Annotated in this window: 15 protein-coding genes; all 15 read left to right on the top strand. The window is 40.1% G+C overall.

Annotated features, from left to right (window positions below; genetic code table 11):
* The first annotated feature begins 6 nt into the window (after positions 1-6).
* The 15 genes from ORNRH_RS05705 (at position 7) to ORNRH_RS05645 (ending at position 14,125) form a co-directional block, all read left to right on the top strand.
* Complete coding sequence (locus tag ORNRH_RS05705; RefSeq protein WP_014790936.1) at positions 7-474, top strand: hypothetical protein; 468 nt, start codon at positions 7-9, stop codon at positions 472-474.
* A 2-nt stretch (positions 475-476) separates the two neighbouring features.
* Positions 477-953, top strand: a complete 477-nt coding sequence (locus tag ORNRH_RS05700; protein WP_014790935.1) for a hypothetical protein — start codon at positions 477-479, stop codon at positions 951-953.
* 77 nt (positions 954-1,030) lie between these two features.
* Positions 1,031-1,171 (top strand): hypothetical protein, encoded by a 141-nt coding sequence (locus ORNRH_RS12155; protein WP_014790934.1) that lies wholly within the window; start codon positions 1,031-1,033, stop codon positions 1,169-1,171.
* A gap of 1 nt (position 1,172) precedes the next feature.
* Positions 1,173-5,540 (top strand): hypothetical protein, encoded by a 4,368-nt coding sequence (locus ORNRH_RS05695; RefSeq protein ID WP_014790933.1) that lies wholly within the window; start codon positions 1,173-1,175, stop codon positions 5,538-5,540.
* Complete coding sequence (locus ORNRH_RS05690) at positions 5,530-5,952, top strand: hypothetical protein (RefSeq protein ID WP_014790932.1); 423 nt, start codon at positions 5,530-5,532, stop codon at positions 5,950-5,952. The genes ORNRH_RS05695 and ORNRH_RS05690 overlap by 11 nt, the downstream gene beginning before the upstream one ends.
* Entirely contained in the window at positions 5,942-10,132 is a 4,191-nt protein-coding gene (locus ORNRH_RS05685; protein ID WP_014790931.1) for a phage tail protein, read from the top strand. Before ORNRH_RS05690 ends, ORNRH_RS05685 begins: the two co-directional genes overlap by 11 nt.
* A 53-nt stretch (positions 10,133-10,185) precedes the next feature.
* Positions 10,186-10,644: a phage holin family protein gene (locus ORNRH_RS05680; RefSeq protein WP_260182315.1), complete on the top strand. Its 459-nt coding sequence runs from the start codon at positions 10,186-10,188 to the stop codon at positions 10,642-10,644.
* Entirely contained in the window at positions 10,631-10,981 is a 351-nt protein-coding gene (locus tag ORNRH_RS05675; protein ID WP_014790929.1) for a hypothetical protein, read from the top strand. Before ORNRH_RS05680 ends, ORNRH_RS05675 begins: the two co-directional genes overlap by 14 nt.
* Positions 10,971-11,633: a hypothetical protein gene (locus ORNRH_RS05670; protein ID WP_014790928.1), complete on the top strand. Its 663-nt coding sequence runs from the start codon at positions 10,971-10,973 to the stop codon at positions 11,631-11,633. Before ORNRH_RS05675 ends, ORNRH_RS05670 begins: the two co-directional genes overlap by 11 nt.
* An 11-nt stretch (positions 11,634-11,644) precedes the next feature.
* Entirely contained in the window at positions 11,645-12,409 is a 765-nt protein-coding gene (locus tag ORNRH_RS05665; RefSeq protein ID WP_014790927.1) for a hypothetical protein, read from the top strand.
* On the top strand, positions 12,406-12,657 hold the full coding sequence (locus ORNRH_RS05660; protein ID WP_014790926.1) for a hypothetical protein: 252 nt from the start codon (positions 12,406-12,408) through the stop codon (positions 12,655-12,657). The genes ORNRH_RS05665 and ORNRH_RS05660 overlap by 4 nt, the downstream gene beginning before the upstream one ends.
* Positions 12,654-13,220: an N-acetylmuramoyl-L-alanine amidase gene (locus tag ORNRH_RS05655; RefSeq protein WP_014790925.1), complete on the top strand. Its 567-nt coding sequence runs from the start codon at positions 12,654-12,656 to the stop codon at positions 13,218-13,220. The genes ORNRH_RS05660 and ORNRH_RS05655 overlap by 4 nt, the downstream gene beginning before the upstream one ends.
* Complete coding sequence (locus ORNRH_RS12150; RefSeq protein WP_155814502.1) at positions 13,201-13,362, top strand: hypothetical protein; 162 nt, start codon at positions 13,201-13,203, stop codon at positions 13,360-13,362. Before ORNRH_RS05655 ends, ORNRH_RS12150 begins: the two co-directional genes overlap by 20 nt.
* A complete protein-coding gene (locus ORNRH_RS05650; RefSeq protein ID WP_155814501.1) occupies positions 13,359-13,898 on the top strand; it encodes a hypothetical protein in 540 nt (179 codons plus the stop codon). The genes ORNRH_RS12150 and ORNRH_RS05650 overlap by 4 nt, the downstream gene beginning before the upstream one ends.
* Positions 13,889-14,125 (top strand): hypothetical protein, encoded by a 237-nt coding sequence (locus tag ORNRH_RS05645; RefSeq protein ID WP_014790923.1) that lies wholly within the window; start codon positions 13,889-13,891, stop codon positions 14,123-14,125. Before ORNRH_RS05650 ends, ORNRH_RS05645 begins: the two co-directional genes overlap by 10 nt.
* Positions 14,126-14,251: the final 126 nt, after the last annotated feature.

Genomic DNA, 14,251 nt, shown 5'->3' with positions numbered 1-14,251 from the left:
TTTAAAATGGCAGAAAAAGCACTATATGGATTAAAAACCATCAAGATTGGAGATGTCAAAAATGAAACGGATATGCCGGCTTCATTGACGGAGTTCAAAACCTACCGCGATACCTTTGAAATGACAGAGGAAGAAGGCTCGTTTACAGATGAGTATTGCGACCAAAACGATGTGCCAATCGTGAGTTTTCACGAGAAAGGCAAGCGTGATATTAAGGTTAGTACTTACGACTATTCGGCGGATTTTCTTAAGAAAATAAAAGGAGGAACCTCGTTATCTAACGAATGGAAAGAGGGCGACGGCGAGCTAATTTTTAAAGCCTTGGAGATTACCACAGACACGGGGCATGTGATTAAAATTCCGAAAACACAGGTATTTGCAAGATTGAACTTAAAGCTCAAGAAAAAAGAGCTTGCACTCTTGGAAATTGTCTTTAAACCGCTGTCTAAAATCAGCATTAAAGAGCCAGTATAATAATGGAGCGTTTGTCGGAAATCAAAGCGGCTAAAATTCTACTCAAAAGGGGCGTGGAAATGACACTCCCCGCTCCTTTTTATTTGAGAATATTTGGACGAAAAACTAGCGTTGAAACCTTGAAAGTTCCGTGCATTGCGTGCCAAATTGCAATCTGTGAGGCATTTTTGGAAACCGGTATTCACCTAAAAGAAGATGAAATCAGCCTGCAAAATGCCTTAGAGCTTTTAGCTACCAAAGGGCGTAAAATTTCGCAAATTATCGCCATGGCAATACGCAATGAAACGCGTATCACTTGGCGCGTTAAACGACTTGCCAAGCGTTTAAGAAAGCACACCAATACAGAAGAAATGTCCTACTTGTTTAGTTTGCTGGTCGCTTTTTCTGGGGTGCAGGATTTTACGAATACTATCAGATTAATTCAGCAGACGAGGATAACGAAGCCGATGAATCTGAGTCCGACGGAGAAAACGAGTTAATAAGCGAGAGCTTTCATAGCGTTTTTGGCTTTGTGGGCTATTGCTGCCACAAACTGCATTTGAGCAAAAAAGAAGTAATGCAAAGCACATTTGCCGAGCTAAATATGATGCTTGCCGATATGCCCAAAGTAGGCTATAAAAAGAAAGAACCTAAGAGATTAAATAATATAGATGAACTAGCCGAATGGCTAGGTGCAGAAGAAATAGAAAGAGAATAAAATGAGCGATTTCGAGCCAATTAAGATTGATTTCACCGTGAATAATAAAACTGTTTTAGATGAATTTTCTAAAATGGTTAAGGCGGCTATGGAGCAAACTAAGAGTATGGACGATGCGCAAAAGAAGTTTAAAGAATACATAAATACTCAACTTGCCAGCTCTGGAATACTCTCAAAAAATGCCACACTTACCGAGGCGCAAAGTGCCGCGCTAAAACAGCATGCCTCGACGCTTGCTCACTTAAAGACTCAAATCGACAATACTTTTGACCCGACGCAACAGGGGGTCTACGCGTTCCAATTGAAGAAGACGCAGGAGGCTATTCAGAAAATTATTGAAGCCGCCAATACCAAAATAGCTCCCATCGATGTGGAAGCTACAACGCAGGCAAATCAAAAGTTAGAGGAAGCCGGACGATTATTAGACCAAATTTCGGATAAGCATTTTACTCCGCAATTTGCCTCTCCAGAAGAACTGGAAATTTTAAGCCAAGAAATCAACAAGGCACATGATGAAATGGAGCAACTGGGCGTTGTGATTGATTTTGTTAATGCCAAGATGAGCTCTATGGATAGCGGTTCTAAGGAGTTTCAAGATTTAAAAAGAGATATTGAGGCGGCCAATAGAATGCTGGGCAGAACGCCGGCAATATATGATACTGCGGGCAATAGCATTGATCAGATGAGCGATGCACTTCGAGCGTTCAAAGAAGAATTAGCACAGGAAACCGATGTAGAGAAAATCAAGGTGCTAAACCAAAACATTGAAACGCTAGAAAACACTATCAAAAAACTAAAAAACACGGGGAAAAGTGGCTTTGATGAGTTTGGCAATCAATTGCAAGAAAACAAGCAGAAATCTGTCAATTTGCAAACGGAGCTGGAGCAACTTGTGCAGTCAATGGCAAGGCTTAGAATAGCGGGCAAGCAGAATTCCAAAGAATATCAAATATTAAGAGATAGAGCCGTTGAAGTAAGAAATGCCATTCAGCGAACCAACCAAGAAATCAACGCCTCGGCATCCACCACTACCCATTTAGATACGCTAGTTCGTGCAACTTCTGCCATTGCTGCGGGCTATTCCATGGCGCAAGGTGCTGCGGCATTGTTTGGTGCAGAAAATAAAGAAGTGGAGCAAAGCATTATGAAAGTAACGGCGGCAATGTCGGTACTGCAAGGCTTGCAACAAATACAGGCAGAACTCAAGCGTAATGATAGCATTTTAACACAGGCGCAAACATTATCGCAGAAAGTTTATACAGCCGTTGTTGGCACTAGTACAGGGGCATTAAAAGCCTTTAGAATTGCTCTTGCCTCCACGGGGATAGGCTTGGTGGTGGTTTTGTTAGGTTCGCTAATTGCGAACTGGGATAAAGTTACGGCAGGCATTAAAAAATCATTCCCCGCAGTAGAGGGCTTTGGCGATAAGATAGATAAAGTGAAATCTTATGTAATGGGCTTTTTGCGCGCTTATTTATCCCTTTATGAAACCGTGTTTAAAACCTTGGTTAAGTTATTTCAATTGGATTTTGCGGGCGCAGTAAATGAAGCTACTAACTTGGTTAAAAATGCCAAAAATAGCTTTGAAAAGGCTTACAATGAAAGCGAAGCGGCTAACGCCAAAGATAGAATGAATGCGCGTTTAGATATAGAGATAGAAAACGAGAAAAAACGCATTGAAATATTAAAAGCCAGAGGTCGAAAAACGGACGAACTTCAAAGAGCTTTATATAATAAAATGCTCAAACGCTACGAAGACGATTCGGAGAAATACAAAGAGATAGAGCAGGAAAAAGCAGTATTTGAGGCAGGTATTTTGAAGAAAAGAGACGATGAGGTTAAAAAGGCAGCAGAAGAACGCCGTCGCCGTGCAGAAGCTAATGCAAGAAAGGCGGAGCAGTTAGCACAGCAATTAGCGCAGAAACGCCAAGCGGCATTGAAAAGTATAGAGCAAGCAGAACGAGAATATCAAAAATCCCGAATGCAATCTTCGGAGCGAGAAATTGCAGACATTGAAGATAAATACAATCAATTAAAGCAGGAGGCGCAAAATGCTAAACTTGGAGTGTCCGAATTAATGCGCATTGAAAGGTTACGAGCTAACGAAACAAAGGCGGCAAAAGATAAGCAGGAGAATGATAGCTTTTTTAAAGACTTACAGGACAGAAAGGAAATGTACGCCGCTTATGAGGCATTTAAAACCAAAGTGGGGCAAGAAGAAGCCGACAAACGCTATGCCTTGCTTGTAGAAGCGCACCAGAATTACGGGGCTTTGCTAGATGCTGAAATTAACAAAATAAAAGAGCTAGGCGATACCATTACTCCAGAACAATTGGAGAAATTAAATAAGCTGCAAACGGAAAAAAAGAGCTTTGACAAAGACAAGAACAAAGCCGAAGAAAGCAAGTTTAGTGATGCTTATAATGCGCTTATTTCATTTAATGAAAAGCGTCAAGCCATAGAAGAAAAATACCGCCGAGATAAGGAGCAGTTAGAGCAAATAAGCAATGAAAAAATAAAGGCTGAAAAGCTGGCAGAATTAGAATTTCAGCGCAAGGCTGCCATCGATGCCATTAATGCCGAAGCCTACGAGCGAGAGACTATTATGCAGCGCATGTCGCAGAACCTTGTGGGGATTACCAAAAGAGAGCTGGCCAATCGCATTCAATCCTTGGAGGAGTATTTGGACAAGGCAGGCGATGGGCTAGATGAGGAGCAAAAAAAGTTTATTAAAAATGAGCTGGAGAAAGCCAAAGCCATACAAGCCTCTACCGATTTAGGCGTGGAGGAAAAAGCCTTATTACAACAAAAGGCAGAACTCGTTGAGCGTATTGCTCAAATGCAAAAAAAAGGCATTACCAATGTTTCCGCGGAAGCGGAAGAATTGGATAAAGTAAATGCCCAACTCAAAGATATCATGGCGAAAAAATTCGCCAAAGTTTCCGATGTTGCCGGAGAACTTGGAGGTGCTTTTACCGAGCTTGGCGGAGCACTCAAAGAATACGACGAAGGGCTGGGCGATACGGTGGAAACAATGGGCGATTTGCTTAACATTGCTGGCGATGTGGCTGGTGCCGCAGCCTCCTTTGCCAGTGGCGATATTGTAGGCGGAATTACCAAGTCCATCAAAGCCATTACAGGCTTTTTAAATATGGGGGCTAAGGTTCGAGAGAGCGAGCGCAAGGCACGAGAAGAACTCAAAAAGTGGAATGATGAGATATTTTACCACCAATTAGCCTATAATGCAGAGCTTAGAAAGCGCTTACAGGACGAAGTTAAAATCAATGATTTGTACAAAAGCCGCGTCGAGAACATAAAAGAGGAAATTGCCGCCAATCGCAAGTCAGCCGAGATGGTTAAACAAAACATTGATGCCGTAGCTAAACGATTATTGAACTCAAAAACCATCGTGGATAAAGAGAGTTACAAAACAGGTGGTTTCCTAGGAATGTGGAAGAAAACCAAAGTCAGAGATGTAGAAAAGAATATCGCAGAACTTTTAGGCATCGGAAGCTTTGAGAAGAAATTGATATTTAAACTTGGAAAAATCAAAATTTTTCAAACTTCATTTATTCCTCAAAAAAACATTGAGATTACCGACGAGCTATTGAAAAAGCTGGAGCAAATAGACGCATCCAAACCATTGACAGGTGATGCCAAAGAAGCTTATCAGCATTTGAAGAAGCTCAAAGATGAGTACGGTTCTTTGGAGGCTGCCAATCGTGAGTATTTGAAGCAACTCCGAGAAGCCGCTACTGGTACCACAGCGCAAGCCTTAGCCGATAGCATTAAGCAAGGCATCGCCTCGGGTAAAAAATCATTCGCTGATTTTGCTGATGATATTGAGGGATTTTTGCGCAATGCCGTGTTGGCAGGTTTAGATGATAAATTCTTCACCGAAAAAGTACAAGCCTTGCACGAGGAGCTTGAGAAAATGATCGGCGACGGTGTAATTACTACCGACGAGCGCGATAGCTTTAACCAGATGTATATGGCGATTGTTGAGGAGCAGAAGAAGAAACTGGAGCTCATCAATCAAGCGGGGCTCAATGTGATAAAAGAGCAAGAAAACGCCAATTCTTTACAAGGTGCCATTAAAGGCGCCTCACAGGAGAGTATCAATATACTTTCTGGGCATATGGCGGGGTTGCGACTCCATGTGATGGATATTTTAAAAATCATCAAAGCCAACGGCGGGAATAGTCTAGAACGCTTATCGGAGCTTATAAAAATTCAAATGAATATAGAGCGCAATACGCGTAAAACAGCAGAAAATACAGAGAAATTACACAGCATAGATGAGGGAATTTTCAAGGTGGAGAAAGCCATTAAGTCGAACCGAAATGATTTGAAAGCCAATGGATTTTAAAGATAAAATAAACGGCATTTTGCTTACACAAATGGGTGCAGCAATTCAAACAGGTGCCGAAGCCTTGCTGGAGTTTCCAGAACGAAAAGAGGTCTACGAAAACGATTGGGCAGAACAAAATGGCGGCGAGTATGATTTGGCAGAACCTAAGTTTAAGGACAAAGATGTAACGCTCAAGATGTGCATTCTAGCCAATAATCACGCGCAGTTTTGGCAGTACAGGGCGGCACTTTTTAATGAGCTTAAAAAAGCTGGAGAATTATCGCTTTACATTTTTGACCACGACAAAACTTATAAAGTTTTTTATAAGAAATCATCAGGATTTAAAATCAGTTTAAAACGGCTTAAAAATGTAGAAAAAGTCTTTGTGAAATTTGATTTAACCTTTAAAGTATTACAAAATGAAATATAAAATATACAGAAATAATGATGTTGTTGCTACCGTGAGAGCTAACGGCAGTCTTACGGAGAAAATCTTTGGCGAGGAAACACTAACGATGGACTTCACGCTAAATCATTTTATTCTCTTTAAGATTGGCGACCGCGTGAGCGTTTATGGTAAGAATTACTATATCGTGGAAGAACCAAGCGTGGAGAAAATAAGCACTCGGCAGTACCGTTATAATCTTACATTTAACGGGGTTAAATATAGATTAAGTGAGGTTAAATATTTCTTTTACGACCACGAGAATAAACTGAGCATTCCGGAGTTTTCTATTACAGGCACGGCAACCAAAATGCTAGAGCTTGTCGTGGCAAACACTAACAGAGCGGGGCAATTAGGCTGGCGCATTGGTAAGGTATCCACCACGGAGACCAAAACTGTTGATTTCAATGACACGAATTGCCTTGCAGCTCTTACCCGCATTGCCGAAGAATTTGATATTGAACTTTGGATTGACGCAGATAAAAGCATTCATTTAGAGAACCGCACGCAGTCTTCTGGATACAGGCTGGAATACGGCAAGTCCAAAGGCATTAAAAGCATTAGCCGCAACCCTTACACCGAGGCAAGTTTGGTAACACGCTTGTATGCACAAGGTGGGGCTAAAAATTTGCCGGCTAATTACCGAAGTGGGCAAAAAAGACTTAGAATGCCCGTGCCTTATTTGGAGAAAAATACCGCATTCTATGGCGTGGTGGAGCATGTGCAGAACTTTGATGAGATTTACCCTAAGCGTGTGGGTAAAGTAACCAAAGTTTTTGACAATGAACCCCGCATGTTTGCCGACGAAACGCTTGATTTTGACTTGAACGAATACAACCAATACGGCTCGAAATATTTAATAGCTGGCACCTCGGCTAAGGTAATATTTCAAACTGGAGACTTAGCGGGCTATGTTTTAGAGGTGCAAAAAGGCGGATTTAATAGCCAAACCAAAGCCTTTACCTTACTGAAAAATAAAGAGGAAAAAGCCTTTGAAATTCCAAGTGCGCAATTTAAGCCACGCGTGGGCGATAGATACATTTTAGTAGATGTTATGATGCCGGAGGCTTATGTATTAGAGGCTGAAAGAGAATTGCAAGCGGCGGCACAAAAGTATTTGGACAAGAATAGCAAGCAGCGATTTGTTTATGGCATTGTGCCAGATCCGCTGTATTTAAAGAAAATCAACTTTAACCTAAAGCTAGGGAATACCATTCGTTTCAAGGATGCGGATTTTGGACTTGACGCCGACATTCGTGTAGTGAGTATCACGCGAGATATTAATAATCCGTATTTGACCACTTTTGAAATTGCCGAGCAAGCAACCATTACGCAGTTAGTGCGCAATTACATAGAAAAAGAAAGACGAGACAATATCATCATTGCAGAACAGCGAAAAAATGAGCAAAGAATTTCAGAAGCCTACGAAACTATGCAGGAAATTCAAGCGAATACATTTGATGCTGACGGCTATTTCAAACCAGAGAAAATTAAGCCGTTAAGCATTGAAACTAAAATGCTATCCGTAGGTGCGCCCTTGCAGCAGTTTGATTTGTTCGATGTGATTATTTTTCAATCCTCCGCCAATGAGGTGAAAAATACGGCTGGAACCTTGGTGCATTACACCATTGCCGACAAGCCCAAAACTTGGAATATTGCGCAAGGAAGCCACACGCTCAAAGCCAACGAGGCTAGCTATATTTATGCCAAATGTGAGCGCAATGGCAACCGCGGGACTATTCTATGCACAAGCAAGAAAATAGCCGCGCTTAGTGACGGGAATTATTACCACTTTGAGCTAGGCTATATTTCCACGCTGAAAGATAAAGAGGTTAGGAAAATTAAATTGATTTCCGGATTTACCGCAATCAATGGAGGAGAAATAACCACAGGGCGAATTACCTCGCAAGACGGCAATAACTGGATAGATATTAAGCAGGATAAAATAGAGATTAATGCCAAGGTGCAATTCGCAGGCGATAGCCCAGCCTTTGGGCAGGTTAAAAACTATGTAGACCAAGCCCTAACGAATATAAGCATTGCCAAAGGAAATATAGATAAATCCATTTTAGACGGTGTGGTAACGGAGGCAGAAGCCAAGGCTATTGAGGTGTCTTTGGAAAATTTAAAGACTGAATATACTCAAAATTCCAATCGTGCTACTAAAATTTTAGAGCAACTCCGAGATGCCGAGTTAGTCAATGCTAAGGCAGCATACGACAGCAGTTTTAATTCATTAAACAGCTATATACTATCGGCTATCTCAGATAAGAAAATAACCGACGGCGAGAAGCAAAGCATTAAGTCTAAATTTGAAGAATACAGGCTAAAAGCTAAAGCCCTATTTATCGCAATGGAGAAAGTAAATGGAGTTAGAATTTCGGAGGTTGCAAGAAATGTCCAAGCCGCTAAAACGCTATCTGAATCATTAAGCCGTCAAGTTAGAGATGTTTCTTCAAATGTTAGAGATATTGAGAATAAGATGATCAATAGCGTAATCCCAAATGCCGAGGTGCAAAGTTTATTTATGAGCCTAGAGAATTTAAAAGCGAATTACGAGGAGAGATTATCCCAAGTGCGACGAGTTGTCGGCGGTAATTCTGCCGGAAACTATTACAGTGCTTTTGATATAATGGTAGACTTGTTTGGCATTTTTGATGGGCATTTTTCTAAAGCAAAAAACGACAGGAAAATAACTGCCGAGGCTAAAAATGAGGCAATCCGCGCACTTGAAGAATACATTGTAATGCTTGATGCGTTGAGAAATATCAAAGTAAAGGTTTATCCACAAAGTGAGGAGGGGCGCATTACGCGCGATTTTATGACATATACCAATGAAATAACGGGCATTAAAAACACTTTGAACAGCTATTTAAACGACTTGCAGATTAGTGCTGAAGAAATTAACGACTTTAACAATAAAATCAGCAGGTTAAATGCGTTGCACACGGCGTTTAAATCTGATGTTACCGCTAAGACGCAAGATGATAGTATTGTAAGGGATTTAAAGCCTGTTTATGAAGAATTTAAACTTAGTTTTAAGCTTCTATATGATAATATAATTAAAGTCATTTCATCGGGGAAGATAACAGAACAAGCGCGCCAAGAAATAAGGGATAAGTTTAATAGTTATAGGGAGAAAATAAGCAATTTGGCAGATGCCGTAGAAACGCTTAATTGGAATGCGAGGGAGCGCGCGGAAATTGCCTATAATCGTTCTGAGCGGTTACAAAAAGTAACGGGCTTTTTAAGCACTAGCATTGATGGCGATGTAATTAGTACTGGCGTGTTGCAAGTAGGAGGATTAAATGAACGCAACGAAAGCAAAGCCAACGCAGGTATCAGCGGAACGACAATAAAAGGCAGTGGAAATGATGTGAGGTTCTGGGCGGGTAGTACCGAGGCTAACAAGGATAAAGCCCCTTTCCGAGTGTTGGAAAATGGCAGTTTATTTTCTACGGCTGGAGAAGTGGGAGGATTTAGAATAGATGAAAGTAGCTTAGGTTCTTACGGTACGGGCAATGAATTTTCATATATAGAGAACCGAGGTACCCAAATAATGAATGCTAAGGCGGCGGCAGGCTGGCGCGCGGTACAGATAAATAAAAAAGACTTGCCGTCAGAAGATGTGGGGATTGTGTCTAGAACTATGCGTCTTGAAAGTGGGCGAAGATTGGTTGCTATGCGATTAGATGCTACTTCGTTATCTTCAAGTTATCAAGGCGAGAATATAGCTTTAGACATTACAGCTGGTTTAACAAGAATAAATGATAATATATATCATAAAGGGCAAAAAGCACTTTTTAGCACTGGGTATATAGGTCGTGCCTACGACAATGCTATTAAGCACAATATTACCAAAACGCATGAATTTATCTTTAATCAGGCAGGGCGTCGAGAATTTGTTTATTTGCCTAGTGCTAATGAGATTAAGCAGGCGTTGGGGCTCGGTTATGGTGAGAATGTAACTTTTGAGCTTAAAATTTTGGTAATTAAACCAACACAAGGAACTGTGCGTATTGAAGGAAGTCCATCGGCTCAATTATTAAACTATGATGGTAATCCATTAGGTGGTTACAATGGTTTTTTTGACTTGGGGCGTGGCGATAATGCAAAGATACGATATGCAGGTGGTAATTATTACTTAATCAGTGAAAGAAGATAAAAATTTTGCATATGATAATAGATATTTTAAACAAGAATTACGAAAACCTCATCATGCAACTATGGTTAGTGGTGAGCGTATGGGTTGTGGTACTTGTAGCCATGATAGTAGACCTCATTTATGGGGTGCGCAAAGCGAAGGCGCTAGGCGAAGCGCGCACCAGTGAGGGCTACCGCAGAACCATCAACAAATTCGTTTTTTATTATTCGATGATGAGCTTTGCGCTGATGTTTGACTTTCTCGATGTGATTACACCGGTGATACTTCCTCACCCACTCCCATTGATACCCTTATTTAGCATACTTGGCGCCGTGGCATTGGTACTTACCGAAGTGAAATCAGTTTATGAAAAAGCCGAGGACAAGCTCCGCAGAAAGACGGATCGAAGCGTGGAGGAGTTAATACGAATATTTAAAAACCGCGAGGACTTAATGGGAAACGTTTTAGAAATTCTCCGAGAGGAGAAACAAAAACAAGACGACCAAAAAACGAACGAAAATGAATTGCAATAAAGATATAGCGCGCTTGGATTTAGTGTTTAGAGAGGGCGACACCTCGCCCGCGTGGACGATAAACCTCCTAGACGGCGATGGAAAAGCCGTAGATATAAGTGGCTTTCAATTTTATATGGAAATCCAAGATTTGAACGGCAACCGCCAAGAACTTAGAACCATTGGGCGGGGGCTTTCCATTGAGCACAACAACCTAGTAATAGAAAAAAAGCAAAGAGAAAATTTGCCCGATGGCATCTATTCCTATGCGCTAAAAATGAAAAGAGACGATGGCGATGTAATCACATTTTTGGAGGGAAAACTAACGATTAAAAAACTTATTGTCCATGAAAGTTGAAGTAAATAAAACCGAAAGGAAAATCACCGTAAATATTGAAAAGGGGGATGTTTTCAGCATTCAAAAGTTCATCAATACGATGAATCATACCACTGCCGAAGAGAAAGAAGAAATTAAGGCGGCTATGTTTGGAGATGAGATAAAGAACAAAGCCAATGCCGATGCCTCTAATATCTCTGAAACTACCAAGTGGAAAAAGAAGCTTGAATATCTTACGGCTGCGGATATTGAAAGTAAAGCCGAGGCAAGTGATTTAACAAAGGCAAAAGAAGATTTGCAAGAGGCCATCGCTTTAAAAGCTGATGAAACCGCCTTGCAAAGTACCAACTCAAGCGTGGCGTCTATTCAGAGCAGAGTGGATATAATTAACCAGCTCCTCCAAGTGAACGATGACACCTTAGATGAGCTCAAAGAAATAGTGAATTATATAAAACAAAACCGAAGTCATTTAGAAAGCCTTAGTGTCTCAAATATCGCAGGGCTTGATACCGCTTTAGAAGGGAAATTACGCACGACAGACTTTCAAGACTTCAAACAGGAGAATACAGAAGAATTAGAAAAGAAAGCTAATACAAACGCAGATAACATTCGGATAAGTGAGTGGAAAGCTGCACTTGGAATTATAGATACAGCAACAGGAAATAACTTTTAAATTAAAAATATATGGAAAGACAAGCAAAATTTCACACAATCGTTTATGGGGAAGAAGTTCCACAAGTAGGTAGTCAATTTCACAAAGAAGACTGCCTAATTGTTTGCCAATTGGAGCAATCTGGTAATCAAGTCAAAATGCTTTATGCCGATGGAAATGGTAAAGTTGTAGAATTAGATAGTTCTAAAAAAGGTAATTTAGATTTATATAAATTTCAAAAAGAAGTAGAAGAGGGGGGTAAAGTACTAGACTTTAATTCTTATTTGACAGAAGGCTCTTATGCAATTTATATAAATTCAGGTAGTAATGTAAAAAATGAACCAGAATTAACTTCAATAAGCTCTTGTGAAGGTTTATTAAAAGTTGAAAAAATAATGGATTCATTTATGAAGGAAGTAGGTGTTCGTTTAGAAGCGTATATGCAAACCTTATATTTAAATTCAGGTAGTAGTTCAAATATCCTTATTTATAGAAGATTACTTCAAAAAACAACAAATTTAGAAAATGGTGAAGTTCAAATAGGAAATGGGTATGACCATTCTGATGGTAATGGTTACAGTTTAGGGAAAAATGGTTGGGTTGAAGATACTCATGAATTAAATATTTATAAAGTCTTAGCTTCTGAATTTTCTACTCCAAAGATTACAGAAGAAGAAATCAAAAGGATAAAAGATAATTTAAAGATAAAAGATAATTTTTTAGAATATTTATTATCAGATGAATTTAGTCCTACTCCAGAAGAACAAAAAACATTAAAACAGAAACTAGGGTTATGATACCAGTAGACAAAGCATTGCATTCAGCGGTAGGCTTGGCGATAACATTTGTTGTCGCCTACGCCTTACTCGCTTTTGATTTCAATTGGTGGAAAGCCTTGCTCATTGGTTATTTTGTAACTGTTGCTTTCGCCTTTTTGAATGAGTTAAGAGACTATTTAGCTTATGGCTTGTTTGATTGGCGGGATATTACAGCAACGCTTAACCCCATTGTGTTTGTAAAATATTTAATTCAACTAAAGTTATGATAGAGATTAATACCAAAGTTTACCCCAGTGCAGGGCACTGGGATAAAGACAGCGGAGCCGTCGCCAATGGCTACATTGAGCGCGATGAAATGGACAAGCTCCGCAATATGATCGTAGCAAGGCTTAAAGCTAAAGGGCACGCTTATAATACCGATGATAATTCAGAGAGTAACCGCGTGTATCAAGGGCGTATCCGCAAGGAACTGCGCACGGGTGATGTGGTGATGGACTTGCATCTAAACGCTGGACGCCCCGAAGCCACAGGCGTGGAAGTTTACATAAGCCAAAACGCGGGTACAGATAGTAAAAAATTAGCCAAAGAAGCTGTGGACGGCTTGGCTAAAATCATGGGGATAGCCAACAGAGGCGTAAAAACCGACAACCAAGGTCAGCACAGCCGAATTGGCATTTTAAACCTCCGAGGCACCGCCGTACTGATTGAATTTGCTTTTATCACAAACAAAAGCGATATGGCTAAATACAAAGCCAATGTGGGCAAAATCGCCGACTTTTTAACCGAGTTATTAATTAAATACGATAGGAATGAAAAAAGCCTTTTATAGAAGAATCCCTGCCTATTACAATGAAGAAACAGGCGAATTAGTTGGAAGAAATTGGCTGTATGATAAGCTAATTGCGTTTAATTTATGGTGGGATTTGGCAGTGTTAGAATTAGAAGAAATACCAATATTAGTCCAAAAATGAGAAGTGTAATATTTATTTTATTGTTGATTTTGCTTATGAGTTGCGGAACTCGGAAAGAAAGCCACAAAGTGGCAGAGATGAGCGCAGAAAGTGCCGAAGTGCAAACGCAAAGCATAGCACGGAGGAAGCTAACCCATGAGCTGAGCGAGTTAAAAAGCTCGTCAAGATTTCAGCTATCTAGCCAAAACCTACAACTGGAAGCACTAGGCGAAAAACCTGCAATTTATAGCGAAATAAAAGGCACCGACACCATTTACAAAGTGGTTGTGCAAAACGGAAAGCTAAGTAAAAAAAACGAGCAAAAAGACAGTTCTCAAGCGTGGGCGTTTACAAATTTGCGCCGTGAGCTCTTAGATGAAAAGGCAGAAAATGCCATTTTAAAGCAGGAGAACCGTGCGCAAAAAGAGAAAATAACCTATTTAGAAAGGGATAATACAAAACTCGTTAAAGGCTTAAAATACGCTGCCATTATTGCCGTGATTGCTTTTTTAGCTTGGCTATTCTGGAAATTTAAACGCTTTTTAAAATGGGTTTAAAAATAATTGAAAATATAAGTTTGTTGTGGCAAAATATCATTGAAACAATGTTTTCATATTTTCAAACACCACCTCTTTATGATGAAGAAGCTGCCAAATTGATAGACAAAGGAGGTAAGGTGTTATTTGATAAAAAACTCTACGAATTGCGTAAAAAAGGCGCCACAGGTGAGCATGTTATAACATTAAATAATAATGTTGAAATTACCGTGTATTTGACGGATTAAAACTTCTTTTGTAGAGGACGGAAGTATAAAAAATGTCCTCCGCTTTTAAAAAGATCCGACTCAATTTAAAACACAAGCCACTGGCTACGGAGGACAAAATGTCTTCTGTAGCCAGTGGCTTTTTTT

The sequence above is a fragment of the Ornithobacterium rhinotracheale DSM 15997 genome (assembly GCF_000265465.1).
In the GTDB taxonomy this organism is placed as follows: Bacteria; Bacteroidota; Bacteroidia; order Flavobacteriales; family Weeksellaceae; genus Ornithobacterium; species Ornithobacterium rhinotracheale.
This window is presented reverse-complemented; position numbering and strand designations above follow the sequence as displayed.

Bases quoted from the DNA above. Each gene is read 5' to 3' on its own strand.
- ORNRH_RS05690 (WP_014790932.1), top strand. From the start codon at position 5,530: ATGGATTTTAAAGATAAAATAAACGGCATTTTGCTTACACAAATGGGT.
- ORNRH_RS05665 (WP_014790927.1), top strand. From the start codon at position 11,645: ATGGAAAGACAAGCAAAATTTCACACAATCGTTTATGGGGAAGAAGTT.
- ORNRH_RS12150 (WP_155814502.1), top strand. From the start codon at position 13,201: ATGAAAAAAGCCTTTTATAGAAGAATCCCTGCCTATTACAATGAAGAA.
- ORNRH_RS05700 (WP_014790935.1), top strand. From the start codon at position 477: ATGGAGCGTTTGTCGGAAATCAAAGCGGCTAAAATTCTACTCAAAAGG.
- ORNRH_RS12155 (WP_014790934.1), top strand. From the start codon at position 1,031: ATGCAAAGCACATTTGCCGAGCTAAATATGATGCTTGCCGATATGCCC.
- ORNRH_RS05645 (WP_014790923.1), top strand. From the start codon at position 13,889: ATGGGTTTAAAAATAATTGAAAATATAAGTTTGTTGTGGCAAAATATC.
- ORNRH_RS05655 (WP_014790925.1), top strand. From the start codon at position 12,654: ATGATAGAGATTAATACCAAAGTTTACCCCAGTGCAGGGCACTGGGAT.
- ORNRH_RS05650 (WP_155814501.1), top strand. From the start codon at position 13,359: ATGAGAAGTGTAATATTTATTTTATTGTTGATTTTGCTTATGAGTTGC.
- ORNRH_RS05660 (WP_014790926.1), top strand. From the start codon at position 12,406: ATGATACCAGTAGACAAAGCATTGCATTCAGCGGTAGGCTTGGCGATA.
- ORNRH_RS05680 (WP_260182315.1), top strand. From the start codon at position 10,186: ATGCAACTATGGTTAGTGGTGAGCGTATGGGTTGTGGTACTTGTAGCC.
- ORNRH_RS05670 (WP_014790928.1), top strand. From the start codon at position 10,971: ATGAAAGTTGAAGTAAATAAAACCGAAAGGAAAATCACCGTAAATATT.
- ORNRH_RS05685 (WP_014790931.1), top strand. From the start codon at position 5,942: ATGAAATATAAAATATACAGAAATAATGATGTTGTTGCTACCGTGAGA.
- ORNRH_RS05705 (WP_014790936.1), top strand. From the start codon at position 7: ATGGCAGAAAAAGCACTATATGGATTAAAAACCATCAAGATTGGAGAT.
- ORNRH_RS05695 (WP_014790933.1), top strand. From the start codon at position 1,173: ATGAGCGATTTCGAGCCAATTAAGATTGATTTCACCGTGAATAATAAA.
- ORNRH_RS05675 (WP_014790929.1), top strand. From the start codon at position 10,631: ATGAATTGCAATAAAGATATAGCGCGCTTGGATTTAGTGTTTAGAGAG.